General features: G+C 48.9%; 23 protein-coding genes. 8 read left to right on the top strand and 15 right to left on the bottom strand.

The window, feature by feature from the left end; all coding sequences use genetic code 11:
* Positions 1-79: 79 nt before the first annotated feature.
* From AAAT87_RS08500 to AAAT87_RS08460, 9 genes are all read right to left on the bottom strand, one after another.
* The gene (locus tag AAAT87_RS08500; protein WP_296974117.1) at positions 80-1,090 is read right to left on the bottom strand and encodes an acyltransferase family protein; all 1,011 of its coding nucleotides are present in this window, start codon (positions 1,088-1,090) and stop codon (positions 80-82) included.
* A gap of 102 nt (positions 1,091-1,192) precedes the next feature.
* Positions 1,193-1,834, bottom strand: coding sequence for an HAD family hydrolase (locus tag AAAT87_RS08495; protein WP_349226193.1), 642 nt, complete (start codon positions 1,832-1,834; stop codon positions 1,193-1,195).
* Positions 1,835-1,899: 65 nt separating this feature from the next.
* Entirely contained in the window at positions 1,900-2,805 is a 906-nt protein-coding gene (locus AAAT87_RS08490; RefSeq protein WP_295024599.1) for a decaprenyl-phosphate phosphoribosyltransferase, read from the bottom strand.
* Positions 2,806-2,840: 35 nt separating this feature from the next.
* A complete protein-coding gene (locus AAAT87_RS08485; RefSeq protein ID WP_349226192.1) occupies positions 2,841-3,851 on the bottom strand; it encodes an acyltransferase family protein in 1,011 nt (336 codons plus the stop codon).
* 147 nt (positions 3,852-3,998) lie between these two features.
* Positions 3,999-5,144 carry an acyltransferase family protein gene (locus tag AAAT87_RS08480; RefSeq protein WP_298532784.1) on the bottom strand — a complete coding sequence of 382 codons (1,146 nt, stop codon included), beginning with the start codon at positions 5,142-5,144 and terminating at the stop codon, positions 3,999-4,001.
* Entirely contained in the window at positions 5,141-7,084 is a 1,944-nt protein-coding gene (locus AAAT87_RS08475) for a phosphoethanolamine transferase family protein (protein WP_295024604.1), read from the bottom strand. Before AAAT87_RS08475 ends, AAAT87_RS08480 begins: the two co-directional genes overlap by 4 nt.
* Positions 7,085-7,139: 55 nt before the next feature.
* Positions 7,140-7,718 (bottom strand): nicotinate (nicotinamide) nucleotide adenylyltransferase, encoded by a 579-nt coding sequence (gene nadD / locus AAAT87_RS08470; RefSeq protein WP_298532788.1) that lies wholly within the window; start codon positions 7,716-7,718, stop codon positions 7,140-7,142.
* A gap of 5 nt (positions 7,719-7,723) precedes the next feature.
* On the bottom strand, positions 7,724-8,296 hold the full coding sequence (gene gmk, locus AAAT87_RS08465; RefSeq protein ID WP_089544397.1) for a guanylate kinase: 573 nt from the start codon (positions 8,294-8,296) through the stop codon (positions 7,724-7,726).
* An 82-nt stretch (positions 8,297-8,378) separates the two neighbouring features.
* Positions 8,379-9,257 carry a YicC/YloC family endoribonuclease gene (locus AAAT87_RS08460; protein WP_295024608.1) on the bottom strand — a complete coding sequence of 293 codons (879 nt, stop codon included), beginning with the start codon at positions 9,255-9,257 and terminating at the stop codon, positions 8,379-8,381.
* A 91-nt stretch (positions 9,258-9,348) separates the two neighbouring features.
* Here AAAT87_RS08460 and tsaB point away from each other — a divergent pair, with 91 nt between their 5' ends.
* From tsaB to rseP, 6 genes are all read left to right on the top strand, one after another.
* Positions 9,349-10,041 carry a tRNA (adenosine(37)-N6)-threonylcarbamoyltransferase complex dimerization subunit type 1 TsaB gene (gene tsaB / locus AAAT87_RS08455; protein WP_089544395.1) on the top strand — a complete coding sequence of 231 codons (693 nt, stop codon included), beginning with the start codon at positions 9,349-9,351 and terminating at the stop codon, positions 10,039-10,041.
* An 80-nt stretch (positions 10,042-10,121) separates the two neighbouring features.
* Positions 10,122-10,727: a DUF4290 domain-containing protein gene (locus AAAT87_RS08450; RefSeq protein WP_349226191.1), complete on the top strand. Its 606-nt coding sequence runs from the start codon at positions 10,122-10,124 to the stop codon at positions 10,725-10,727.
* 48 nt (positions 10,728-10,775) lie between these two features.
* Positions 10,776-12,086, top strand: coding sequence for a UDP-N-acetylglucosamine 1-carboxyvinyltransferase (gene murA / locus AAAT87_RS08445; protein WP_296974103.1), 1,311 nt, complete (start codon positions 10,776-10,778; stop codon positions 12,084-12,086).
* A gap of 31 nt (positions 12,087-12,117) precedes the next feature.
* Positions 12,118-12,639, top strand: coding sequence for a ribosome maturation factor RimM (rimM, locus tag AAAT87_RS08440; protein ID WP_117662242.1), 522 nt, complete (start codon positions 12,118-12,120; stop codon positions 12,637-12,639).
* 83 nt (positions 12,640-12,722) lie between these two features.
* Positions 12,723-13,886 carry a 1-deoxy-D-xylulose-5-phosphate reductoisomerase gene (locus AAAT87_RS08435; RefSeq protein WP_218419472.1) on the top strand — a complete coding sequence of 388 codons (1,164 nt, stop codon included), beginning with the start codon at positions 12,723-12,725 and terminating at the stop codon, positions 13,884-13,886.
* 75 nt (positions 13,887-13,961) lie between these two features.
* Positions 13,962-15,344 carry an RIP metalloprotease RseP gene (gene rseP, locus AAAT87_RS08430; RefSeq protein ID WP_295024611.1) on the top strand — a complete coding sequence of 461 codons (1,383 nt, stop codon included), beginning with the start codon at positions 13,962-13,964 and terminating at the stop codon, positions 15,342-15,344.
* Positions 15,345-15,443: 99 nt separating this feature from the next.
* Here rseP and AAAT87_RS08425 read toward each other — a convergent pair whose 3' ends face one another.
* From AAAT87_RS08425 to AAAT87_RS08405, 5 genes are all read right to left on the bottom strand, one after another.
* Positions 15,444-16,391, bottom strand: a complete 948-nt coding sequence (locus AAAT87_RS08425) for a M23 family metallopeptidase (protein ID WP_089544389.1) — start codon at positions 16,389-16,391, stop codon at positions 15,444-15,446.
* A 270-nt stretch (positions 16,392-16,661) separates the two neighbouring features.
* Positions 16,662-17,015, bottom strand: a complete 354-nt coding sequence (locus tag AAAT87_RS08420) for a hypothetical protein (RefSeq protein WP_153097626.1) — start codon at positions 17,013-17,015, stop codon at positions 16,662-16,664.
* Positions 17,016-17,094: 79 nt separating this feature from the next.
* Positions 17,095-19,191, bottom strand: coding sequence for an ATP-dependent DNA helicase RecG (gene recG / locus AAAT87_RS08415; protein ID WP_349226190.1), 2,097 nt, complete (start codon positions 19,189-19,191; stop codon positions 17,095-17,097).
* Between the two features lie 148 nt (positions 19,192-19,339).
* Positions 19,340-20,011 carry a 2-C-methyl-D-erythritol 4-phosphate cytidylyltransferase gene (locus tag AAAT87_RS08410; RefSeq protein ID WP_117662232.1) on the bottom strand — a complete coding sequence of 224 codons (672 nt, stop codon included), beginning with the start codon at positions 20,009-20,011 and terminating at the stop codon, positions 19,340-19,342.
* Between the two features lie 19 nt (positions 20,012-20,030).
* A complete protein-coding gene (locus AAAT87_RS08405; RefSeq protein WP_295025452.1) occupies positions 20,031-20,603 on the bottom strand; it encodes a DJ-1 family glyoxalase III in 573 nt (190 codons plus the stop codon).
* 87 nt (positions 20,604-20,690) lie between these two features.
* On the opposite strand from AAAT87_RS08405, the gene AAAT87_RS08400 reads away from it, so the two are divergent.
* A complete protein-coding gene (locus tag AAAT87_RS08400) occupies positions 20,691-21,581 on the top strand; it encodes an NAD kinase (RefSeq protein ID WP_295025454.1) in 891 nt (296 codons plus the stop codon).
* A 320-nt stretch (positions 21,582-21,901) separates the two neighbouring features.
* On the opposite strand, the gene AAAT87_RS08395 is transcribed toward AAAT87_RS08400, so the two are convergent.
* On the bottom strand, positions 21,902-23,929 hold the full coding sequence (locus AAAT87_RS08395; RefSeq protein WP_349226189.1) for an alpha-amylase family glycosyl hydrolase: 2,028 nt from the start codon (positions 23,927-23,929) through the stop codon (positions 21,902-21,904).
* Positions 23,930-24,563: 634 nt separating this feature from the next.
* Here AAAT87_RS08395 and AAAT87_RS08390 point away from each other — a divergent pair.
* On the top strand, positions 24,564-24,788 hold the full coding sequence (locus tag AAAT87_RS08390) for a hypothetical protein (protein WP_487250786.1): 225 nt from the start codon (positions 24,564-24,566) through the stop codon (positions 24,786-24,788).
* Positions 24,789-25,023 lie beyond the last annotated feature (235 nt).

Raw genomic sequence — 25,023 nt, 5'->3', positions numbered from 1 at the left:
TCTTTTACGGCGTGCAAAAATACGCCTTTTTCCTGTTTCTAGCAAATATTCTTTCTACAAAATATTAATCTGCCTGGATTTATCTTAATAGTTTCCCTTTTCCAAAGAGATAAGCCAGTTTGGTCTTCTCCATCATCTTGGCAATGAGCAGGCTGCCTGTAATGGCAAGGATGATGGTGACGGCTGCAAACGAGATCTCGCTCGGATCCCAGCTGAAGAGGGGATGATAGAACTTCGCAGCCATTGTAAAGATGGGGTGGAAGAGATAGATGGGCAGCGTATTGCGCCCTATATATAATAAGGTGGCCTTGATTCTGTTGGTCACCTTTGCCACTTTTCCTATCTTCGGACTGATGTCCTTGAAGCGTTCTGGGGCATCGAGCAGATGTTGCAGGAACAGCAAAGTGCTGATGCAGCACCAGCAGGAGAAGACGATAGCCAGACTTCCCCAGTCGTACCAGTCATCGTGGTTGAGCAGATAAATCCATAGGAAGATGGCGAAAAACTCGTGGCGGAACAGCTTGCTCCACTCCGTTTTACTCTGTCGGATGACCACGCCGATGAAGTAATAGGCAGCTGCACTTGCCGATAGAGCTGGAGTTTCTGATATCAGGAGCAGCGTAACTGCGAAGACGAAAAGGCTGGCATAGGTATCTCTTTTCGTATAATTCCTGCGTAAATCATTCCAATTCCTTCCGCTGAAGCAGAAGTAATAGAGTGCTCCGCAGATAATCATAGTCTGGATAAACCAATAGGGACCGATGGAAGTGATGAAAATCTTCTCGCCTATCTGGGAGAGGGAGAGCTCAGTGATGCCATCTCTCACCGGCATATAATAGGAGAGCACCGAGAATCCAGTCACCATAATGACATAAGGTAGGGCGAGACATTTCAGATAGTTTCCCATCTGCCTGCCGGTCTTCTCGATGTTCACGAGATAGCCCGTGATGATGAGGAAGGTAGGCATCATAAAGGATAGGATGCCTGCCTTGAGATGAGGATATGCGTTGCCGAAGCTCACGATATGAATCAATATCATGAGGACAATGAGGATGGCTCGAATGAAATCGAGATCGGTATTTCTTTTCATCTGATTCCTTTTGATTTATATGTATCTATATCCGTGACTTATCTTTCTGGAAGACTTCTTCCGGGAGTGATTATTCTCTGAAAGATTTATTCCCTGGATGGTTTATTCTCTGAAAGGCTTGTAGTGCCCCTTGTCGGCGAAGACAAGCATCTCCTTGTCGCCACGGCTGTCGCCGAAGGCTTCTATCTCATAGAGAGAGCGGTCGGGAAAAGTTCTGTCTCCGGTATCTGCTGTTCGGGATGCAGAAAGAGCTTCCGTGATTCGGCATACTTTCTCTGCTCCATAGCAGTTGTTGCTCTTGAAGCGTCCCGTCAGCTTGCCGTCTTCTACTTCTATCTGTGTACCAAGCACCTGAACGCCTTTCAGATTGCGGATATCAAAGAAGGGGCGTACCCAGTTGTCGATGCTGGCACTTACGATGAAGACCTGAGCTCCAGCTACCAATGCTTCATGTACCAGGGTGATGCCCTTAGGACGGAGCAGATGCTGGTTTTCTTCTGCAAACCCACGGCAGAGAACATCAAATTTTTCGATGCGCATGCCTGCAAAGAGGTGGGCGAAGATCTGCTGCTTCGCCTTCCAGTTGGGATACAGGTGCAGTTTCATCAATACCAGCAGTGGGCTGTACATCAGGAAAGCCATCAGAAAGCGGCCTCTGCCTTTGGCATACTTGATGAATTCGAGCAGGGTATCACTCGTTGTCAGTGTTCCGTCGAAATCGAAACAGTATAATTTCTTCTTCATTTCTTCTTTTGTGTTTAAGTTGTTCTCTTTAATAAAGATATCCTCTTAATAAAGATATCTTCTCCTTATTCTATGTAGATAAGGAAGAGGAAGGAGAGTAACCAGGCGAGAACGATAAACTGGGTAATTCGGTCTCGCAGAATAATCTTCGTAGGGTCGCCACTTTTCTGGTCAACCACTGCAATCTGGATGTATCTCAGCAAACCTACCAATACAAATACGCTGGTAAGATAGAGGTATTCGGTATGGAAATTCTCTATTACTTCAGGGCTCACCGTGTACATGATGTAGCAAACCAGGGTAACTGATGCCGTGATGGTGATAGCCTGATTGATGAAGGTGAGGTTGTATCGGCTCGTATTCTTGCGTGGTGCCTCGCCTGTCTTTTCCATTCGCAGCACGTCATCGCGGCGCTTGGCAAAACTCATGAAGAGGGTGATGAGGAAGGTCATCAGCACTATCCATTTACTGAGTATGATGTGCGTAGCGACACCACCCGCCAGCAAGCGGAGCACAAATCCGAATGCCACGATGCACACATCGATGATGGCATACTGCTTGAGCTTGGCGCAATAGCAGAGGTTCATGACCCAATAGAAGGCGATGATTCCCATCGTCTCCCACGAATCGAGCAGACTGCATACTCCCATCGAGAGGATGAGCATCAGAAACATCAAAGCGTAGGCTTGCCTGATGCTTACGGCTCCTGATGCGATAGGGCGGTGACACTTCACCGAGTGGCGGCGGTCTGCCTCCACATCATGGATATCGTTGAAGCAATAGATGCTCGATGCGGCAAAGCTGTAGGCAAAGAAAGCAATCAGACCCGCCAGCAGGGCATCTGTATGAAACAGGGCACCACCAAAGAAGAGGGGCACGAAGATAAACATATTCTTGATCCACTGCTTCGGGCGGATCAGGCGCATCAAGGCAGCGAAGCCCCGGTTATCTTTTATTTCATTCTCGTTCATAAAAACTTCTTTTATTTAATCTAAGATGATTCTTTTTATTTAATAATCTGAGATAATTCCTTGGAAATCCATTCTGCAATCTTACTCAATATCCAGGAGAGTGGCAGGGTGATGACAACGCAGAGGATGAAGGTAGGCCAGTATCCCAAGTGATGAGGCTCGATATAATGGAGCACGAAGTGGATGTGGATGAGATAGCATTCCAGGCTCAATGCTCCTACCAGCATGAAGCTGCGGTTAAACCATCCTGGGGTACGGCGGAAGATGCGGTTCAGAAGCAGGATGCTCGTGATGGTTAGCGGGATGTAGAGCATGCGCTCCAGGAAGAGCGGAAACATGCCGTGCTTCTCCTGTTCCAGGAAGATGCTTGCGAGCAGCGTCATCAGGAACATCAGCCATATCATCCAGATGCTGGCACCATCAAGCGTCTGCTTCTGGCGAACCATCTCACCCATATTGATGCCGATGAAGAAGATAGGTACTCGGCTCCAGAAGATTTCCAGATGGCCTACAGCCTGATGAATCGGTGTGACGTATTGCACCAGAATGCACCACATGATCATCACCACCGGCAGCCATTTGTAGATGGGGTGGCGCTTGATGAGTTCCATATAGGCTGGGGCGAAGTGATAGAGCATCATGGTGGCTGGGATGTACCAGAAGGTAAGCTCGTCGTATCGCCAGAAATTCCAGTTGATGGTAATCTCGCCTATCAGGTTGATCCACGCCTCGAGGTCTCCTCCCTGGAATCGGGGGATGTAGTAGAGACAGGCGATGATAAGCCACGCCGGGTAGATACGCAGGTAACGGCGGATGAAGAAATGCTTGGCAGAAGGATTCTTCATCCAGGAAAACCACAGGCCGATGCCGCTGAGAAATAGAAACATATCTACTCCTACATTGCCCATGCGGCGCAATCCGAAGAAAGCGTTCTCTCTAGGCAGTGCTACATGAAAGAGAATGATGAAGAGCATGGCGGCTCCCATCAATTCACCGCGATATCTACTGATATTCGCCAGTTCTATGTCTTTTATCTTCCACTTCATCTGATATATCTTTTTTGTTTAAACTTTGGTAGGGGGGAACAGGCGATGGAATCGCCTGGAACGGGGGTAGGCTCTCTTGCTCCTGCTTCTGCTCTTGCTTCTGCTCCTGCTTCTGCCTTTGCCCTTCTCTTTCTGAATTGAAAGCTTTTAGCTCTTCGGGTTGGGTATCTTCTTCATCAGCTGTGTAAAGAGCCAGGCGATGCCGATGCTGGCAATGATGTAGAGCAGCAGTCCGGCATAGATGTCTCCATGACGGCTGATAGGGATGAATATCTTGCGGGTGATAGGATGGGTGACGAAGAGGGCGGCTGAGATGACGCCCATCCATTCCAGCACCTTGTAGATGCCCGACAGCCAACTTACCTCCTGTAGCAGATCGGCTACAAGCACACAGAGCAGACAGATGAAGAATGGTACGAAGGTCCATCCTATCATATTGAGACTCAGACTGTAGATCAGCGAGATGCAGAATACGCAGCCGAAGATATTGGTAACAGGCGAATGGAAGGTCATCAGAATCTTCTCGCCATAGCGGGCGTAGAGAATGCCCAGACCGAATGGCAGCATACCGCCCATGAAATTATAGCGGTAGCGGTTCATCGCCTCGCTCTCGGGATTGTCAAAGCCCAGCAGCAACTGGATGCCGATGCTGAGAAGCATCAATCCTACCGTCCATCCCCAGTGGCGGCGATAGAGCAGCAGTCGATATACGATGTAAAGCTGCAGCATCAGACCGAAAAACCAGTAAGGTCCTGGCCAGATGATGTTGTCGGGGTTGGGCAATACATTGTTAAACATACCCAGCATCGATACGATGCCCAGCACCTCGTAATGGCGTGGACCCGGAGTGATGTAGTCTATCATCGTGAAAGCTATGAAACCCACGAACATCATCTTGAAGAGCTTCAGATAGTGATAGCGGATGAAGCGCAGAGGCTCGCGCCAGCTGATGCTCCAGGATTGCTTCCTGCCCGAAATGTTGTACATCTGAGCCTGCTGGTCGGCAGAAAGATGAGGCTTGGCTTCATACTTCATCACCAGTCCGTATGCACTCAGGAAGAGGAATACGGGCACTCCGTAATGACCGAAGAACGACAGCAGATGGACAGGCAGGTTGATGTCGGGATTCGCCATCACCTGCAGCAGCCAGTCGGCGTTGTGCTGGAAGAACTGATATTCATTCTCCTTGACGATCGGACCTAGCCAATGGCAATAGTTGTGTAGGAAGATGCCGATGATGGCAAGTCCTCTCAATGCATTGCATGCACTTCTGGAAAGTATGTTCTGATTCATTTCCTGGCTCCTTTCTTTGTTTGTTTCTTACCTTGTTTCTTATCTTTTTTCTTGTCTTGCTTCTTTTCTTCCTGCTTGACCTGCGTCTTGAGATATTCATCCCTCAGCTTGTCGTAGTCGGCAGAGTTCTTCAGGATGCGGGGGCGCATCTCGTTGTATTTCGGACTCAGGATATTGTTCTCCTCCTTGTAGGTCGGAGTCTCTATGCCGGCAAGATACAGCAGCAGGTGCGGCAGGGCATCCGTCATCATCCGCTTGTCCTTGGCGGCACGTATCTGCCGGTAGATGGCGCGGTGTTTCTGGATGTATTTCTTTGAGCAGTAGATCCAGAAAGGAATCTCAAACTCATAATGTGCCAGCTTCCAGTCGATGTTGGCGGAGTGGTTGCGGCAGATGAAGCCACGGTTTTCCTCGTAGCACTCCTCGCCATGGTCGGGCACATAGATGATGATGGCATCTTCCTTCTGGAATCGTTTCACGATCTCTGCCACGATGGAGTCGTTGTAGAGGGTGGCGTTGTCGTAATGACTCAATACCTTGCGCTGGGCATCGGTCAGCTCTGGGCGCTTGTCTTCGTAGCTGCTTGCCCAGAACTTAGCCTGGCTCTGGCGATAGCGCAGCTTGTAGTTCACGTGCTGACCCATCAGATGGAAAATGGTGAGATTATGGTCGGTCTTGTATTGTTTCAGACTGTCATCATAATCTTTCAGCAATCCATCGTCCAGTGCATGCAGCTGGGTGTTTCTGTGGTCGAACTGCAGCTTGCTCAGTTCCGGATTGTTCAGGAAGAAGCCGCCGCTGAAGTCATATACCGCCTCCTTAGCCTGAGGCAGGAATTCGTTGGTGATGAAGGTTACGTTGTATCCTGCCTTGCGGAATACCTCCGGGAAGAGCGGATAGTCGCACCATTCTCCCTTGTCGCCTACCACATAGGTAGAGAGCATGTGCTTGAATACGAAGCTGGTGAGGTTCCAGCAGGTCACGACATCTGTAAACTTGGTGAGTTTCTTCGATTTCTCCAGCGCCGATTGGTTTGGGGTGGTTTTCATGAAGTAGCCATATTGCTGTGAATGATGGCGACCGTAGCTTTCGCCGATGATCAGCACGATGTTTGGCGAGCGGAAGCTGCAGCTATCTACCTTCACCTCGTGGGCTGCATGAATCAGTTGGGTAATCTGATGCGCTGCCAGCTGGTTGGCATAGATGCTGAAGTGGAGTCGGTAGATTGGCAGATAGAGTACGGCATGATCTTTCTCTGTAAGGGTGTGCTCCACCTCTCCGATGGTTCTTCCCGACATCAGCTTATGGTAAGCCTCCTTGTTGTGCCAGGAGGTGCAGATGGAAGTGATGAGGATAGCCAGGCAGAGGATGCCGAAGGTGGCTGGCATGGCTGCCGTCATTCGCAGAATCGCCATCAGTCGTTTCTTGAGCGATGCCAATTCGAGTATGGTAACGAGGAAGACGTAGATCTTGATGAGTCGTTTCCGGAAGATGACGATGAGTATCTGCAGGAGCGCCAGGAGCAGAATCCAGCCTACGCTGCTGAAGAGCACTTCGACAGAGATGAGGGCAGAGAGGAAGCTGCTTGCCTCGGAACTGTTGGTCTCTCCCACCAGCATCAGCATAGAAGGATTGAGTGTGGAACCGAAATTTACGAAGCAGTAGGTATCGGCGGCAGCCGTGACATATAATATAATATATAATATGGCACGCAGTCCCCTGCGCACCTTCTTCGGGAAGACGGCGAGGATGGCGCTCACGATATAGAGGTCCAGGAACAGCTCCAGGAACATGTTCTCGTAGAGCGTTCCGTTCTTCGGAATCGTAATGAGTGAACTTACCATGCCCAGGATGTACATGGACACAAAGAAGTTGGCATTGCGCCTGATAGGGGCTGATGCCAGACTAAGACAGTTCTTGATGATTTCTTTCCAACTCATAGCTTTCTATTGATGATGTTTGCTATTTTTAGAGAATTGATGTTTTGGCACTCTTTTAGACTAAGAGCGCCTGATAGTTTTTGATGGCGAGGTTCTCGATGCATTCGGGAACCATACCTTCGATGCTGTTTCCGGTCTTGATGCATTCGCGTATCTCCGTGCTGCTGATGTTGAGCAGCGGGGTTTCTACGATGGTCACGCCGGCAGGCACTTCGCCTATGCAGGAGCCTTGGCGGGGATAGACTACGATAGGGTAGTGGACAAGGATATCGTCGTGATGGTACCACTTGTCGAATGCTGCCCAGTTGTCGCCGCCTATTAATAATGTAAACTCACATTCTGGATAATCCTTGCTGATGGCCTGCAGAGTGTGCCAGGTATAGGAAGGCTTGGGCAGGCGAAACTCATAGTCGCATGCCTTCAGCTGGGGTTCATTCTCCAGAGCCTTTTCTACCATCTCCAGGCGTAGGTGGTCATCGAGCAGGTCGGTAGCAGCTTTTTTGAATGGGTTCATGGGGGAGACCATGAACCACACTTCATCCAGCCCCGCTTTCTCGCAGAGGCTTTTCGCCAATGCGATGTGGCCGGTATGGATGGGGTTGAAGCTGCCTCCGAAGATTCCTACCTTTTTCATTTCTATTATTCGCTCAAAAAGTCTTTTACTAGCTGATAAACCTCCTGCTGAGCTTTTTCCAGGTCATCGTTTACGACTACGTGGTCGAACTGAGGAGCGAAGGTCAACTCGTAGCTAGCCTTGGCAAGGCGCTGCTCGATTACCTCAGGGGCATCTGTGTTGCGGCCTACCAGACGGCGGCGCAGTTCCTCTACCGAAGGAGGTTGCACGAAGATGCTCAGTGCACGTTCGCCATAGAACTTCTTGATATTGACGCCACCCTTTACATCTACGTCGAAAATTACCGACTCGCCCTTGGCAAGCTGGTTTTCTACCTGCGACTTCAAGGTGCCGTAGAATCTATCCTGGTAAACTTCCTCATACTCCAGGAACTCATCAGCCTCAATCTTGGACTTGAATTCCTCTGGAGACAGGAAGAAATACTCTACTCCATTCTGCTCTGTGCCGCGAGGGGCACGAGAGGTACAACTGATAGAGAAAGCCAACTTCAACTCTGGGTGCTCTTTCATCAGCCAGTTGACGATGGTACTCTTGCCGCTGCCCGATGGGGCGCTGAAAATCAATAATCCGTTCTTCATTTTCCTTTTCTTTTTTATATATATTCTTTTGCCAGGCGATGGAATCGTCTGGAACGGGGGCTCTTTGGAGGAGCAGTTTCCTTTAGAGAGCATTCAGCACTTGTTCCTTAATCTGTTCCAACTCATCCTTCATCTTCACCACGATGTTCTGCATTTCAGCCTGATTGCTCTTTGAACCGGTGGTGTTGATTTCGCGACCCATTTCCTGGGCGATGAATCCGAGCTTCTTGCCCACACCATGACCTTCCTCATTCATGGTCTCGCGGAAATACTTCAGGTGGTTGGCAAGGCGCTGCTTCTCCTCGCTGATGTCGAGCTTCTCGATGTAGTAGATGAGCTCCTGCTCCAGACGGTTCTTGTCATAATCCACATTCGGAATCTGCTGCAGACCGTTTACGATGTTCTGGCGGATCTTCTCCACGCGTGCCTTCTCGTATAGTTCAATGCTGGCAAGGAGAGCCTGGATATTATCCACTTTCTCGGTGAATTTCTTCTGCAGGGCAGCTCCTTCCTGCTTGCGGAAGTCGCTCAGATGGCCGATAGCCTCGCAAATTGCATTTTTTGCCACTGCCCACTCCTCGTCGGTCAATTCTTCCACATCAGTTTTGGTTGTTACATCAGGAAGACGCAACAAGGTGCTGTACCAATCGGTAGGCTCAGGAATACCTGTTTCAGCAGATATTTTCTTGATCTGCTGATAATAATTCTGAACAAGCGCACTGTTGATGGGTGTAGCATCTGTAGCTGCATCCTTCTCAATCCAGATGGAGAAGTCAATCTTGCCTCTTTCCAGGCTCTTAGCTATATACTGACGAATCTCCATCTCCTTCTCTCTGTAGAGAGGGGCGATACGTGTAGAGAGGTCAAGATTCTTGCTGTTTAATGACTTTATCTCTACATTAATCTTCTTTGTTTTGTAGGCCGCGGTAGCTTTTCCGAAGCCTGTCATTGACTGTATCATATAATCTTTCACGTTAAATTTCTGCAAAAGTACAAAAAAAAGCGAGAAAATGCGTATATTTGCAACTTATTTAAGAATATATTTTTTAATTATGTCGTGTATTTTGAATATTGAGACGAGTACGGACGTGTGCTCAGTGGCAATTAGTGATAGTGGACAGGTGATTTTCAACCAGGAAGATCACACGGGTCCTAACCATGCAGTTAAGTTGGGTGTGTTTGTTGATGAGGCTCTTGATTTCCTCGATTCCCATGGTCTTCCATTAGAGGCTGTGGCTGTAAGTTGTGGTCCTGGCTCCTATACCGGATTGCGTATCGGTGTGAGTATGGCTAAGGGCATCTGCTATGGTCGTGGGGTGAAGCTCATCGCAGTACCAACCCTCGAATTGATGGCTGTGCCAGTATTGCTTGGCGAACATCCTGAACAGGAAGATGCCCTCATCGTACCTATGCTCGACGCACGCCGCATGGAGGTGTATGCCGAAGTGCTCGACCGCTCCCTGAAGGTGGTTCGCCCTATCCAGGCTGATATCGTGGATGCCGAAACCTACAAGGAATATCTGGACGGGCATCATGTATATTTCTTCGGAAACGGTGCAGCCAAGTGTATGGAGACCATCAACCATCCTCATGCGCATCTCGTGGAAGGTATCGAGCCGCTTGCCAAGAATATGGCACCGCTTGCCGAGAAGAGATTCGTAGAGGGCAAGTTTGAGGATGTGGCTTACTTCGTACCATTCTATCTCAAGGATTTCGTGGCAAAGATGCCTAAGAAGCTTATCTAGGAGAGATAGATGGCGGGAGCATCCGCAGATTTGAATAGTGGGGTTATCCTCTGAATAATAAAAGAAACAAGCAAGAAAATATGAATAAAATAGGATTAGACTATAATACAACGCGAGAAAAGCTCGTGCTGCCTGAATACGGACGTGAGATTCAGCAGATGGTGGATTACTGTGTAGAGTTGGAAGACCGCAAGGAGCGCCAGCGCTGTGCCGAGTCTATCATCAAGATCATGGATCGCATGTTTCCGGAAAACAGAGGCTTGGAAAACCATGAGCAGAAACTCTGGGATCATCTCGCCATCATGAGCAATTTCCAACTCGACATCGATTATCCTTTCGATGTAAGCAATGCTGCAAAGATAGCCAAGAAACCCGAAACCGTGGAATATCCTAACCTGCGTATTCCTGTGCGCCATTATGGTGCCATGCTTTTCGAAATCTTCGAGAAGCTGAAGCACATGGAGCCGGGCAAGGAAAGAGATGAACTGGTGAAGCTGACAGCCAACCAGATGCATCGCAACCTGATGCAGTGGAGCCATGGTTCCTGCGATGAGCAGAAGGTGGCTGCCGATCTGGCGAGATTTACCGATGGCATGATCAAACTCGATCTCAAGCATTTCGTCTTCGAGAAAGTAAAGGAGCCCCCAGCTCGCAGCAATAACAATAATAATAAGAAGAAAAAGTAATCACTTTTTGTAATTTAGATAATCAGATTATAATAATTAGACAAGCTTATGGAGTCTTTCATCATAGAGGGCGGTCATCCGCTCCAAGGTACCATCACCCCGCAGGGAGCCAAGAATGAGGCGCTGCAGGTGATCTGTACCACCATTCTTACCGATGAACCCGTGCGCATTACCAATGTGCCGGACATCCTGGATGTGAACAACCTGATCAAGTTGCTCCAGGAAATCGGTGTGAAGGTAACCCGAAACAGCCGTCATGATTATACCTTCCAGAGTGATGAGCTGAAACTGGATTATCTCGACAGTCTGGAGTTCGTGAAGAAGTGTTCTTCGCTGCGTGGCAGTGTACTGATGTTCGGACCCTTGCTCGGCAGATTCGGCAAGGCTACCATCGCCAAGCCGGGTGGCGATAAGATCGGCCGCCGCCGTCTTGATACCCACTTCCTGGGATTCAAATACCTGGGTGCAACTTTCGTACACGATGAGGAGCGCAATGTATATCAGATACAGGCCAAGAAGCTGAAGGGATGCTATATGCTGCTTGATGAGGCTTCGGTTACCGGTACTGCCAACATCATCATGGCGGCGGTTCTTGCCAAGGGAACCACCACCATCTATAATGCAGCCTGCGAACCATACATCCAGCAGCTCTGTCACCTGCTCAATTCTATGGGTGCCCAGATCAGTGGCATTGCCAGCAATCTGCTCACCATCGTGGGTGTGGATAAGCTGCATGGCGCCGAGCATCGCATCCTGCCTGATATGATCGAGGTGGGTTCCTTCATCGGTATGGCTGCCATGTGTGGAGCCGGCATCCGTATCAAGGATGTGTCGGTGAAGGACCTGGGTATCATTCCTGATGCCTTCCGCCGACTCGGTGTGAAGGTGAAGGTAGAGGGCGATGACCTCTTCATTCCGGAACAGAAGCACTATGTGATTGACTCGTTCATTGATGGCACCATCATGACCCTGGCAGATGCACCATGGCCAGGACTTACGCCAGACCTCCTGTCGGTGCTCCTCGTGGTGGCAACCCAGGCTCGCGGAAGTGTGCTTTTCCATCAGAAGATGTTCGAGAGCCGTCTCTTCTTCGTGGATAAACTGATAGATATGGGTGCGCAGATCATCCTCTGCGATCCTCACCGTGCAGTGGTGGTAGGTCATGATCACAAGCTGAAGCTGCGTGCGGGCAGAATGACGAGTCCGGATATCCGTGCCGGTATTGCCCTGCTGATTGCTGCGATGAGCGCCAACGGCACCAGCCGTATTGCCAATATCGCCCAGATAGACCGTGGCTACGAGGATATCGAGCAGCGCCTGAACCAGTTGGGTGCCAAGATTACCCGTGTCAGCGACTAGGTGTAACAAAATTCAAAGTTCCAAGTAAATTATGATAAGACGTGACGAAGTATATAAGATAGGTAAGTTGGGCAAGCCTCATGGAGTGAAGGGCGAGATAACCTTTGCCATCACCGATGATGTCTTCGACCGTGTGGATGCAGAATATCTTGTTCTTGATATCGATGGCATCCTGGTGCCTTTCTATCTGGAGGAGTATCGCTTCAAGAACGATGAGAATGTGCTCGTGAAGTTCGAGGATATCGATACGCAGGAGCAGGCGCGCAACTATACCGGATGTGAGGTCTTTTTCCCTCGCCACCTCTCGGATAGCGATGGAGAGAACATGACCTGGGCAGAAATCATCGGCTTCCAGCTGGTGGATGCCGTAACCGGAAAGGTGGTGGGAACCCTGGATCGTGTAGATGATTCCACGCTCAATCTCCTTTTCGAGGTAACAACCCCCGAAGGTGATGACCTGCTGATTCCTGCCAGCAATGACTTGATAGAAGAGGTGAGTGCTGAAAGAAAGGAAATCAGAATGGCAATCCCAGAGGGGCTGCTCGATTTGTAAGTTAAGTGAAGAGTTCTATTTGCTTTACCAATCTCAAGCCAAATTTCAAAGCTTAAATTTCAAAGTTCAAATTTCTAAATAAAATGAAACAACAGATATGTATTCTCGGTTCTACGGGAAGTATTGGCACACAGGCGCTGGATGTCATCGAGCAGCACAGCGACCTTTACGAGGTATATTGCCTTACCGCCAATAACAGGGTGAAGGAGCTTGCCGAGCAGGCGCATAAGTTCCATCCTGCTGCTGTAGTGGTTGCCAATGAGGCGCATTATGACGAGTTGAAGAATCTGCTCAGTGATGAACCTGATATCAAGGTCTATGCCGGTGCCCAGGCGCTCTGCGATATCGTGCAGGCAGAGCCTATTGATATGGTGCTTGCATCCATGGTAGGTTTTTCCGGTCTGGAGCCAACCATCCATGCCATCAAGGCTCGCAAGAAGATCTGTCTTGCCAACAAGGAGACCCTGGTGGTGGCTGGTGAGCTGATCTGCAATCTTGCCCAGGAATACCATGTGCCTATCCTTCCTGTGGATAGCGAGCACAGCGCCATCTTCCAGAGTCTGGTGGGCGAGGGTGATAACGAGGTAGAGAAGCTCCTCCTTACCTGCTCTGGCGGTCCTTTCCGCAACTTTACCCACGAGCAGCTGGAGAAGGTTACCGCTGCCGATGCGCTGAAGCATCCTACCTGGGATATGGGCGCCAAGATTACCATTGATTCTGCGTCGCTGATGAACAAGGGTTTCGAGGTGACAGAGGCTAAGTGGCTCTTCGGCGTTCCTGCCGAGAAGATTCAGGTGCTGATTCATCCACAGAGCATCGTACACAGTGCCGTACAGTTTGCCGATGGTGCCGTGAAGGCTCAGTTGGGCGTGCCTGATATGCGTCTGCCTATCCAGTATGCCTTCTCCTTCCCACAGCGCCTGCATCTCAATGGCGACCGTCTCGACCTCTTCAAGGCTCAAGACTTGCAGTTCTTTGAGCCTGATTACAAGAAGTTCAAGTGTTTGCAGCTTGCCTTTGATGCCATCAAGAAGGGTGGTAATATGTCGTGCATCGTGAATGCAGCCAATGAGATTGTGAATGCCGGCTTCCGCAAGGGCGAATGCGGTTTCCTGCAGATGGCGGATATCATCGAGAAGACGATGGCAAAGGCCACTTTCGACAGCAATCCTGATCTCGATGTCTATCTGCAGACTGATGCCGAGGCGCGCCGTATTGCCACAGAGTTGATGAAAGTTAATGGTTAATAGTTAAAAATGAACGCAGAATATAGGACTAATCATCAAGTTCAAAGTTCAAGGTTCACAGTTCAAAGTAAATAAATGGAAGTATTTTTGATCAAAGCGTTGCAGTTGATGCTATCGCTTTCCATCCTGGTGCTGCTCCATGAGGGCGGGCACTTTTTCTTCTCCAAGCTCTTTGGCGTAAGAGTGGAGAAGTTCTATCTGTTCTTCGATCCATGGTTCCACCTCTTCGAGTTCAAGCCAAAGAACTCTGATACCACTTATGGTTTGGGATGGCTGCCATTGGGCGGATATTGCAAGATTTCGGGTATGATAGATGAGAGTTTCGATACCGAGCAGCTCAAGCAGCCTATGCAGCCATACGAGTTCCGAAGCAAACCGGCGTGGCAGCGAATGCTGATCATGATAGGTGGTGTGCTGGTCAACTTTCTGCTGGCGCTCTTTATCTATTCCATGATTCTTTTCCATTGGGGTGACGACTATGTGGCTACCAAGCACATGACCCAGGGAATGAAGTTCAATACAGAGGCCAAGGCTTTGGGCTTCCAGGATCATGATATCCTGGTTGGTACCGACAAGGGCGAGTTCAAGACCTATGATGGCGATATGTATCGCGATCTCTCTACAGCCACCCGTGTGGATATCATTCGTGGCGGTAAGCCGATGAGCTTGAATCTGCCTGGCGATCTCGATATGCTGAGCATGATCAAGGAGAGTCCTCGATTCGTTGAGGTGTATATCCCATTGCAGATAGACAGTGTGATGAAGGATTCGCCTGCCAGCAAACTGGGATTGGTGAAGGGTGACAAGATCCTGACCGTGAACGGCAAGAAAGTGGAGTCTTTCAATGATTTCCAGTTGGAGATGGGCCGTGTGAACGATGTGCTTACCGCCGCTACCTCTCATCAGGACAGCGTGAAGGCACTCACAGCCAGTGTTGAGTATGTGAAGGCTTCTGGTGATACCCTGAAGAACAGCGTATTGCTTCAGGCAGGTGATGAGGGTGTGAAGTTCGGCTTCTACAATCATCCTGTGATGCTCGATTACAAGGTAACCCATATCAGTTATGGCTTCTTCCAGAGTTTCCCAGCTGGTGTGAAGTATGGCTGGAATGTGCTTTCGGGCTATGTAGGCGATATGAAATATGTATTCACCAAGGAGGGCGCCAAGAGTCTGGGCGGTTTCGGAGCCCTGGGTAGCCTCTTCCCTTCTATGTGGGATTGGCACGCCTTCTGGATGATGACAGCATTCCTGAGCATTATCTTGGCATTCATGAATATCCTTCCTATCCCGGCATTGGATGGCGGTCATGTATTCTTCCTCCTCTACGAGGTAATTACGGGTCGTAAGCCTGGCGATAAGTTCATGGAGCGTGCAGAGTACGTGGGATTCGGAATCCTCCTGCTGCTGCTTGTTGTAGCGAATCTGAACGATGTATTGCGATTCTTCGGCTTGATGTAATGGTCGCGGGAGAATATATAATAGATACAAACAAAAAAAGAGATAAGCATCATGAAGTGCTTATCTCTTTTTTTGTTTGTATATTAACTTACTGGTAATTTAAGAGTAGCGGATAATCTGTCCTGGAGACAGCTTCTTATCCTTGCGATAGCCATTGAGGCGGCAAATCTGCTCTACGCTAACGCCACGTTTTTCAGCAATGCTCGTCAAAGTCTCGCCAGCCTTTACCTTGTGGTAAAGCTTCTCGCCAGATGCGCTTGTGGTATATCTGCCCACTTCGCCACCGTTTACCTGCTCTCGGGTATAGCCGCCGTTGCCAATCTTGCCACGGGCTGCATTTGCCTCAGCATACTCGCTCTCGTAAGTATCACGGTTGAAATTGTAGAAGTCACCGGTAACGTCCTGATTGCGGAAGTCGAAGAACAGGGCTGGGTTCAGGGCTACGCCGCAGAGACGAGTCTCGAAGTGGAGGTGAGAACCTGTACTTCTACCGGTATTACCACCCAAGCCGATTACTTCTCCGGCTCTTACCTCCTGGTTCTCTGAAACGAGCTGCTCAGAGAGATGGCCATAGATGGTCTCCAAGCCATTGTTGTGACGGATTACGATGAACTTACCATAACCACCACGGTCGTATCTTACTATGCGAACTTTGCCTGAGAAGGCTGCGTGGATTGAGTCGCCAATATAAACCTTGATGTCCATACCTTTATGTTGGCGGCCAAAGCTAGCACGGTAACCGAAGTTACTTGTGACAACACGACTAGAAGTTGGCATACAGAAGTGACGGAGGTCGATACGGTAGCGCTCAGGCAATGTGGTTGCCTTGTGGGCATACTTGTTGGAGAAATCCTCATACAGTTCTGCAGAAGGGTTTTCTCGATCTTCCATCAGTCGATAATGCGATACTGCGAGAGTATCCAATGATTTCATTCGATGGTCAACTGGAGCTTGTCTGGCTAATAAGTCCTGACCGCAAACGGGTACAGTTGTTAACGCCAACAACGCCACGACCGAAATTTTCTTTATTTGCTTTCTAAAACTCATACTACTTTTAAATTCTATTTTCTTTTTTAGGTCCATTGTGTCAATAAGTGCAGAACGTAATATAGCAAAAAATCCTGCCAAAACCACTAAAGCAAGTGCCTTAAGATGTGATTTTGTTATATAGACGTTGCAAATATAACAAGAATATTCCAAAAAACCAAGGCTGTTAACGCTATCTGCTTGATATTTAACGCTGTCTTTTTGTTTTTAACTTTTATTAGCAACTTCTTTTTCGTATTCTTGACAAATAGGGCTTTACAGGGTATTTTTTCATTTCTTTTCTTCTTCGTGGAAAGATTCTGTATCAAATGGTTGCCGGTTTTGCAGTCTTCTGAGCAGCGCCACGGCGGGTGAATGGCCCATGAAGATGTACTTTTTTACTTCGGGACTTGTGAAGCGCAGGCACTCGTTGTAGGCACGGAAGAGATCATCAAGATTGATGGTGAATTCCTTGCCCGATGCTTCGCGGATACCTATAATCATCTTGGCTGTAACGTGGAGCTTGATGTAACGGATGCCCGTTACGCTTTCTATTTCCCTTAGGGATGTGAGATAGGATCTCATCTCCTCCATAGTGAGGTGGGGACGAGGCTCCCGGATGGCTGGTTTGCGTCTTTTATCCATTTCTTTGCTTTTTTATTTTTGATAAGAGGGGAGTGGGAACAGGCGATGGAATCGCCTGGAACGGGGGCTGGGCTTTCTGCTAGCTGATGGCTGCCCAATTGATATGGGTTTTCTTGAGCTCCCGGAGGCGGTTCCAGAGAAGAGAGTTCAGAGGATGCTCGCATTGCGGATCGGCATCGATGATGGCCTGGGCCTCGGTACGGGCTAGCTGCACCAGCTGGCCGTCTCGGGCTATATTCGCTATTTTCAGGTCGAAGGCCATTCCGCTCTGCTGGGTGCCCTCCAGGTCGCCCGGACCACGGAGCTTCAGGTCGGCTTCGGCTATGCGGAATCCATCGTTGGTATCACACATGATGTCTATTCGCTTGCGGGTTTCTTCTGAAAGCTTGTAGCCGGTTACCAGGATGCAGTAGCTTTGGTCGCAGCCACGTCCCACTCGTCCTCTGAGCTGATGCAGCTGCGAGAGACCGAAGCGTTGGGCATCCAGGATTACCATCACCGAGGCATTCGGCACATTCACGCCTACCTCTATCACGGTGGTGGCAACGAGGATCTGGGTCTTTCCCTTTACAAACTGCTCCATCTCAGCCTCTTTTTCGGCAGATTTCATCCTGCCGTGAATCTTGCTCAGGCGGAACTCCGGAAAAGCCTGCTTCAGCGTCTCATAACCTTCTTCCAGATTCTTCAGGTCTATCTTTTCGTTCTCCTTGATCAGCGGGAAGACGATATAGACCTGTCTGCCCAGATTAATCTGCCGGCGGATGCTCTGATAGAGACTGGTGAGCTGATTATCAAACTTATGCAGTGTCTGAATCGGTTTTCTGCCAGGCGGCAACTCGTCTATTACGCTCACGTCCAGATCGCCATAGATGGTCATCGCCAGCGTGCGGGGGATAGGGGTGGCGGTCATCACCAGCACATGGGGCGGATTCTCGCTCTTCGCCCAGAGCTTGGCTCTCTGCGCCACTCCAAACCGGTGCTGCTCGTCGCTTACCGCTACGCCAAGGCGATGGAAAGCCACAGGGTCTTCTATCACGGCATGCGTGCCTATCAGTATCTGGATATCGCCGGTGGCAAGTCCGTCGAGTATCTCCTTCCGTTTCTTGCCCTTGACGATGCCGGTGAGGAGTTCCACCCGGATGTCCATGCCCTGCAGAAAATCGCGGATGGTCTGCAGATGCTGCTCTGCGAGGATTTCGGTAGGTGCCATCAGACAGGCTTGATAGCCGTTGTCCAGAGCGATGAGCATAGTCATCAGGGCTACGAGCGTCTTGCCCGAGCCTACGTCGCCCTGAAGGAGCCGGTTCATCTGCCTGCCGCTGCACATATCTGCCCTGATCTCGTGCATCACCCGTTTCTGGGCACCCGTGAGTTCGAACGGAAGATGATGGGCGTAGAAACCGTTGAAGATGTCTCCGATGCGGTTGAAGATGTAGCCGCGGTATTTGCGTCGCTGGTCGCTTGCGTACCTTAATATATTAAGCTGCACGTAGAACAGCTCCTCGAACTTCAGTCTTACCTGCGCCTTCTGCATTTCCTGGTGGGAATGGGGATAGTGGATCATCCGGAGGGCGGCATCGCGGGATACGAGATGCAGGCGGTTGACGATGAAGTCGGGGAGTGTTTCGGGCAGTGGAGGGAGAATGCTGACCAGGTTGCGGGTTATCCTTTCGATGCTTCGTGAGGTATAACCGCGCTTCTTCATATTTTCTGTCAACCCGTAGAAGGGCTGCATTCCCATCTCTGAAATCTGCAGCTTGCTGGCATCATCTATGTCGGGATGGGCAAACCGGAATCTGCCGTTATAGGCGGACGGCTTACCGAAGACGATGTATTCGGTTCCTACCTTATAGCTCTTGATGATGTACTGGGCGCTGCGGAACCATACCAGATCTACCACGCCATAGCCATCGGAGAAATGCGCCACGAGCATCTTGTTGCGCTTGCCGATATCGACTTCCTCGTAGCTCAGGATCTTTCCCTTAAGCTGTACGAAGGGCATATCTGAGGTTAACTCGCTGATATGAAAGATCTTTGAGCGATCTACGTATTTGTAGGGGTAGTATTCCAGCAGGTCACCATACGAGCGGATGCTGAGCTCTTTGCTCAGAATCTCTTTCGTCTTGGTGCCTACGCTAGGTAGGAATTGGATGTCTTGATCTAGAATACTGCTCATGTTTGTGATGGTTTTGATATGGGGGACAGGCGATGGAATCGCCTGGAACGGGGGTAGGGCTCGCTGATGGCGGGGCTGCGCTGGCGGGGGCTGGCTTGCTGATAGCGTGCTTGCGCTGGCGGGCGCAGCCGGGCAGGGGGCTGCGGGGCTATTGATTCAGGAGGGCTTCGGCAATCTTGATATCGAAGGGGGTGGTAATCTTGATGTTCTCACGATTGCCATCTACCATTGCCACCTGGCAGCCGAGGCTCTCTACTACCGATGCATCATCGGTGAACTGCTCCTTGTACTCCTGGTTGAATGCCTGCTTGGCTAGACCGATGTCGAAGGCCTGGGGAGTCTGGACCACACGGTAGTCGCTGCGGAGTACATTCTTTCCGCCTCCGTGCTGGTCGATGTAGCGCAGGGTATCGGTAACGGCATATACCGGGATGGCTGCATACTCCTCGCGTGCCGTTTCGTAGCATTCATCGATTACCTCTGTAGATACGAAAGGGCGCACGCCATCGTGGAAACCTACCACGCCGTCTTCGGTATCAGGAACCAGCGCCAGTCCATTCTTGGATGACTGGAAGCGGGTATCGCCGCCATTGGCAATCTGATGCTTGATGCTGAAATGATGCTCCTGGCAGAGCTGGTGCCAGTATTCCTGCTGGCTTTCCGGGAGCACCAGGATGATGTTCAACTCTGGGCTGTACTCGTGGAAGCGCTCGATGGTGCGCATCAGGATAGGCTTGCCTGCTACTGGCAGAAACTGCTTGGGAATCTCGCTTCCCATGCGGAGGCCTTTGCCTCCGGCTACTATGATTACATAATCCATATTTCTTTTTTTTGTTCTTTTACTTGCTTTCCATCAGGTGGGTGTACATCATGCCCTTCTGCAATTCGCCAGTGATGCCATCGCCTGCGAAGTAGCTCAATATCTTGTAGGCGTATGGGAGGGTAGCTGCAGGACCTTCGCCTGTTATCACGTTGCCATCCTCCTGGAAGAGGGTAGCGGTATATTCGGTGCTGTCGCTGAAATACTGCTCGAATCCTGGATAGCAGGTTGCCTTCTTGCCATCCAGGATACCGGTGCTTGCCAGAATCATAGGGGCAGCGCAGATGGCACCGATTCGCTTGCCTGCCTTGTGCTGGGCGATGAGAGCCTGGCGTACACCCTCGTGCTCGTTGAGATGACTGCTGCCAGGCATTCCTCCAGGCAGGAGGAGCATATCGGCATCCTCGAAACTCTGGATGTCCTCAAACTTGAGGTCTGCCTTGATGGTGATGCCGTGGGAAGTCTCTACCCATTCAGTTCCGGTGATGCTTACAGTCTTGATATCCACGCCACCTCTGCGCAGGATGTCAACAGGAGCCAATCCTTCGATTTCTTCGAAGCCGTTGGCAAGAAATTCATATACCTTAGCCATAATTTTATCTTTTTTATTGCGTAATTCAATAATTAATGCTATTTTTGCAACTGCAAATGTAAGAATAATAATTGAAATAACAAAATAATGGCACAACAACATTTGAAATTTGCTATATTTGGCAATGAATATCAGGCCAAGAAGAGTGCTTCCATCATGCAAATCCTCTCTTATCTGGAGAAAAGAGAGGCAGAAGTGTATATCGAAAGTCTCTTCTACGACTTTCTTACCAAGGTGGAGCACCTTGAAGTGCAGGCAGCAGGTGTATTCGAGGATTACAATTTTGATGTAGATTATGTTATTTCGATGGGTGGTGACGGTACCTTCCTCAAGGCGGCGAGCCGTGTGGGAGCCAAGGGAACGCCTATCCTCGGCGTGAATATGGGCCGATTGGGATTCCTTGCCGATGTGCTGCCTGGCGAGATAGAGCCGGCGCTTGACAGCCTCTATGCCGGCGAATGCAAGATAGAGGAGCATGCCATTATCGAGGTGAAGGCAGAGGGCGGCATTCTGGCGGGCTATCCTTTTGCCCTGAATGACATCGCCGTGCTGAAACGTGATGATGCTTCGATGATATCCATCCGTACGCAGGTGGATGGCGAGTTTCTGGTTACCTATCAGGCGGATGGTCTTATCGTGACCACACCTACGGGTTCTACGGCTTATAATCTCTCTAATGGCGGACCTATCATCATTCCGCAGAGTGGCAGCCTCTGTCTTACTCCTGTGGCACCTCATAGCTTGAACATCCGCCCTATCGTAATCAATGATACGGCAGAGATCGTGCTGGATGTGGAGAGCCGCAGCCATAATTATCTCGTGGCGATTGATGGCAGAAGCGAACGCATGACCGAGCAGACCCGCCTGATTATCCGCAAGGCGCCTCACTCTATCAAGATTGTGAAGCAGCGCAACCAGCGATATTTCTCCACGCTGAGAGAAAAGCTGATGTGGGGAGCTGATCAGAGGCAGAGATAAGGAGGACTTGGACAGGCGATGGAATCGCCTGGAACGGGGCTGGCTGATATAAAATAACGCCTGGTGTAGCTTTTTCAGAATTGCTACGCCAGGCGTTTCTTTTTGATGTTTACCCTGAAAACTAAACCTAGTTTTTAAATAATCTAAACCTTGTTATCAACAATCTTAAACATTATTCAAACCAAAACTATACCCTACAATCTTTAAACCTTATTCAAACTAGAACCTACATCTTTTATCAACAATCTTAAACCTTTTTTAAAATAAATCTAAACCTTTTTGAAACCTATATCTTATATTTTACAAAGTCTTGAACGACTTTATCTGATAACGATCTTCTTGCCCTGATGAATATAGATGCCAGTTTGCTGTGGCTTCTGATTCATCTTCATTCCATCCAGGGTGTACCAGGCATTGTTGGTACTTGTTGTCTTATCGATGACCGGTGCATCGGTGATGCCTGTTGTTGGCATATCGGCTGTTACATCCTTGATCTTATAGTGACCTTCATTATTCTTCTCATTCAGAACCTCCAGATAGGTATTCTTGTTGATATCCGTAAAATCTACGGTCTGTGGAGTTCCTGTTCCTGTACTGAATACGAATGAAACCTTATAGTCCTTGCTCTTGATCTTGTAAGTCTGATAATACCATTTCTTGCCTTCAATCTCCTTGCACTGGGTAACCTTGTCGCCAGGCCATTTATTAGTGGCGGTCAGATTCTCATCTGGTTTCTCGCACCAAGCCCAGAAGTTGAAGCCATCTTTCCATCCTACCTGGTCTGCGTTGGCATATACTGTGATGTCGTATGGTTCGAAGTCAGCTGGCTTTGTAATCTGATAAGTACGGGTAATCACGCTGCTAACAGCACCATCTACCAGCAAACCTACCTTGAGCGTTGTCTCTCCGATAGGGAGTTCGATTTCCTCGCCGCTCTTTGCCTTCTTGCTGCTGGCAGTAGGTTCGGTACCATCAGTTGTATAAACCAACTGTGCATCGTCTGCGTTGCTTACTGCCACGAGCTTTGCCTTCTGTGCACCCTCGTATTCGCCTGATGCCAGATTTACCCAAGCCACGTTTGCCTTCTTGGACATGAAATAGCGATAGTGATAGCCGTTGAGGATTTCAGCGTATGCGTTAGACACTTCAAACTTGTTGGCGTTAGGGCCCACGATGGCAAGGAGCGAAGTCTTTGTGCCGGTGGTCAAGATACCATTAAATCCATCGCCCTTGTAGGCATTGAAGGTGGTATTGCTGGTATTGGTGATGCCAGCCATCTGACGGGCGTTGATCATCGCCTTGATATCCTGCTTGCAGTCAATCCAGTGCTTGTAGAATACGCATGGGGTACCGCAAGATGCCAGAATGTATGCATTGGCTGCCAGGGTATCCTTGCGGATAGGATCCTGCTGTTCGCTGGCTGAGCGGTATTCTGTATCATGATTCTCTACGAAGGTGATGGCATACTGCTTGTAAGCTGGATCGTTGGCCAGACCATCTGTCTTTACGTTTGACCATTTGCCATTGATGGCATCGCGCACCACGTAGCGGATAGGGAAGTCGAAGGCAGCACTGGTAATCTCTTCGTTCACCTTGGTGGCGTTGAGCCAGTTCTTGATGACAGATACGTTTCCATCCCAATATTCTCCGATAGAATAAGTTGGTTTGATAGCAGTATTGTAGATACCTGTAAACTTGCCGCTGTATCCCTTTACCATATCATAGCGGAATCCGGCATAGCCGAAGTCGTTGAGGAGCATATCGAGATAAGCCTTTACGATGGTCTGCACATTCTCGCTGCTGTGGTCGAGGTCGCGCATGCCGTCCCAGTCTGTTCCGGTATCATTGTTGCTGCTGAGCTTTACGCCCTGCTTATCTGCCTCTTTCTTGGTCTTACCGCCATCATCGTTGGCGCAGATATCGGTAGATTTCATCTCGTAGGTTACTCCCTTGTAGGTTTCTACCGGGAAGTCAAACCAGGTGGATACGTTCTTGCGATGGTTGATTACTACGTCGGCGATGGTTCCGATGCCGTTATTCTTGAAGGTCTTGATGAGAGAGCGGAGTTCGCTTTCACTTCCGAAAGAACTTTCGTAGTTGGAAAACCAGTAGAGGTCGTCGTAACCCATTGACTTGTTGCCGCAGTAGGCGCTCTGTGGAATCCATACGAGGTTGAAGTACTGTCCCAGTTCCGGAGCCTGCGCTTCGAGTTTGGTCCATTTGGATTCGCTGAAGGAATCCCAGTAGAATCCCTGCAGCATCACGCCGCTATAGTTGGCAGGCCAACCTTGTGCGAACATATTGATGGTTGCCAGTAGGGCAACGAGTGTTAAGTAGATTTTCTTCATATTTATTCAGTTAGAGTTGTTGCTTTGATAACTGTTGCAAAGTTACGATGAAAATCGGTGAGTTGTTTCTCCAACTGGTGTAAATTGAGCAAAAGAAATGCGCAAACGTTTGCATCTGTGATGATTTTTCTTTATCTTTCCTTTGCTGAGATTTTCGTATTTTTATCTGATTCTTATTTGTTTATGAATATTGAAAATATGAGGTGTAATGTGAATACGTTGAAAATCAGACGGTTATGTTTTTGCTCTTCAAGGGCGTTTTTTGAGATTTCTATAGTTGTACGACTATAACCCCTATAGTTGTACGACTATAGCTCTATGGTTGTACAACTATAGCCTATATAGTCGTACAACTGTAACTTTATAGTCGTACAACTATAGGTGTTTTTGTTGTACAACAGCAGTTTTTATTTATAAAATAGGGGAGTGATGTATGTTGAAGTCATTTTTTCGCTTCTAGATTACCCACTGATCAATAGACAAAATATGGATATAAATACTTACATCAACTGAAAGATGATTTCTATCTTTTCTTCCAGAGTTCGCTGGTGTTGTCTTTGCCTTGCATCGAAGAACCGGTTTATCGTAAGTTTGCCAATCGTCTGTTATCATCCCAGCATAGGGTGATAGACGAATCCGTCTTTTCTTATATCTATCAGCAGTCGGGCAGTGTAACCTGGTATCTTCGCCATTGAGCCAGCAGTTTATCAGCACCCACCATCTTCCTGCCATGAGCAGCGTGAAGACGGCATTGACGGCATTGGTGGATAAGCAGCTGGTAAGCAAGACCCCAAACGGCTATTTAGTAAGCGACCGCTTCTTTGCGAAGTGGCTGGTGAAAGGGGGAATCACATTATAGTCCTTTCATCATTCTGCCGGCATATATTATGCTATGTAAATAATATTCTGGAAAAAGACAATTAAGGAGAAACTCCCGGAAAATGGGGAAAGAAGAGATTGAAAATTTTCCCTTAAGGATATTTATTTTTTTCCTTAAGGGAAAATGCTTTTTTCCTTAACCTAAAATCCGCAACTATCATCCAATACACGATTAAGGGTAGATTTATGAGTCGTTAGTAGCAGCTTTCAGTAAA

It is taken from the genome of Segatella sinensis (assembly GCF_040095255.1).
In the GTDB taxonomy this organism is placed as follows: Bacteria; Bacteroidota; Bacteroidia; order Bacteroidales; family Bacteroidaceae; genus Prevotella; species Prevotella sinensis.
Note: the sequence above shows the minus strand (reverse complement) of the source record. Positions and strands in the feature narration are given on the sequence as shown.

What these genes read in the sequence shown, in the direction of transcription:
- AAAT87_RS08435 (WP_218419472.1), top strand. Translation starts at nt 12,723, where the DNA reads ATGAAACAACAGATATGTATTCTCGGTTCTACGGGAAGTATTGGCACA.
- gmk (WP_089544397.1), bottom strand. Translation starts at nt 8,296, where the DNA reads ATGAAGAACGGATTATTGATTTTCAGCGCCCCATCGGGCAGCGGCAAG.
- AAAT87_RS08495 (WP_349226193.1), bottom strand. Translation starts at nt 1,834, where the DNA reads ATGAAGAAGAAATTATACTGTTTCGATTTCGACGGAACACTGACAACG.
- AAAT87_RS08405 (WP_295025452.1), bottom strand. Translation starts at nt 20,603, where the DNA reads ATGGCTAAGGTATATGAATTTCTTGCCAACGGCTTCGAAGAAATCGAA.
- AAAT87_RS08475 (WP_295024604.1), bottom strand. Translation starts at nt 7,084, where the DNA reads ATGAGTTGGAAAGAAATCATCAAGAACTGTCTTAGTCTGGCATCAGCC.
- AAAT87_RS08410 (WP_117662232.1), bottom strand. Translation starts at nt 20,011, where the DNA reads ATGGATTATGTAATCATAGTAGCCGGAGGCAAAGGCCTCCGCATGGGA.
- AAAT87_RS08395 (WP_349226189.1), bottom strand. Translation starts at nt 23,929, where the DNA reads ATGAAGAAAATCTACTTAACACTCGTTGCCCTACTGGCAACCATCAAT.
- recG (WP_349226190.1), bottom strand. Translation starts at nt 19,191, where the DNA reads ATGAGCAGTATTCTAGATCAAGACATCCAATTCCTACCTAGCGTAGGC.
- AAAT87_RS08420 (WP_153097626.1), bottom strand. Translation starts at nt 17,015, where the DNA reads ATGGATAAAAGACGCAAACCAGCCATCCGGGAGCCTCGTCCCCACCTC.
- murA (WP_296974103.1), top strand. Translation starts at nt 10,776, where the DNA reads ATGGAGTCTTTCATCATAGAGGGCGGTCATCCGCTCCAAGGTACCATC.
- AAAT87_RS08450 (WP_349226191.1), top strand. Translation starts at nt 10,122, where the DNA reads ATGAATAAAATAGGATTAGACTATAATACAACGCGAGAAAAGCTCGTG.
- AAAT87_RS08400 (WP_295025454.1), top strand. Translation starts at nt 20,691, where the DNA reads ATGGCACAACAACATTTGAAATTTGCTATATTTGGCAATGAATATCAG.
- AAAT87_RS08425 (WP_089544389.1), bottom strand. Translation starts at nt 16,391, where the DNA reads ATGAGTTTTAGAAAGCAAATAAAGAAAATTTCGGTCGTGGCGTTGTTG.
- rseP (WP_295024611.1), top strand. Translation starts at nt 13,962, where the DNA reads ATGGAAGTATTTTTGATCAAAGCGTTGCAGTTGATGCTATCGCTTTCC.
- nadD (WP_298532788.1), bottom strand. Translation starts at nt 7,718, where the DNA reads ATGAAAAAGGTAGGAATCTTCGGAGGCAGCTTCAACCCCATCCATACC.
- rimM (WP_117662242.1), top strand. Translation starts at nt 12,118, where the DNA reads ATGATAAGACGTGACGAAGTATATAAGATAGGTAAGTTGGGCAAGCCT.
- AAAT87_RS08460 (WP_295024608.1), bottom strand. Translation starts at nt 9,257, where the DNA reads ATGATACAGTCAATGACAGGCTTCGGAAAAGCTACCGCGGCCTACAAA.
- tsaB (WP_089544395.1), top strand. Translation starts at nt 9,349, where the DNA reads ATGTCGTGTATTTTGAATATTGAGACGAGTACGGACGTGTGCTCAGTG.
- AAAT87_RS08500 (WP_296974117.1), bottom strand. Translation starts at nt 1,090, where the DNA reads ATGAAAAGAAATACCGATCTCGATTTCATTCGAGCCATCCTCATTGTC.
- AAAT87_RS08480 (WP_298532784.1), bottom strand. Translation starts at nt 5,144, where the DNA reads ATGAATCAGAACATACTTTCCAGAAGTGCATGCAATGCATTGAGAGGA.
- AAAT87_RS08490 (WP_295024599.1), bottom strand. Translation starts at nt 2,805, where the DNA reads ATGAACGAGAATGAAATAAAAGATAACCGGGGCTTCGCTGCCTTGATG.
- AAAT87_RS08485 (WP_349226192.1), bottom strand. Translation starts at nt 3,851, where the DNA reads ATGAAGTGGAAGATAAAAGACATAGAACTGGCGAATATCAGTAGATAT.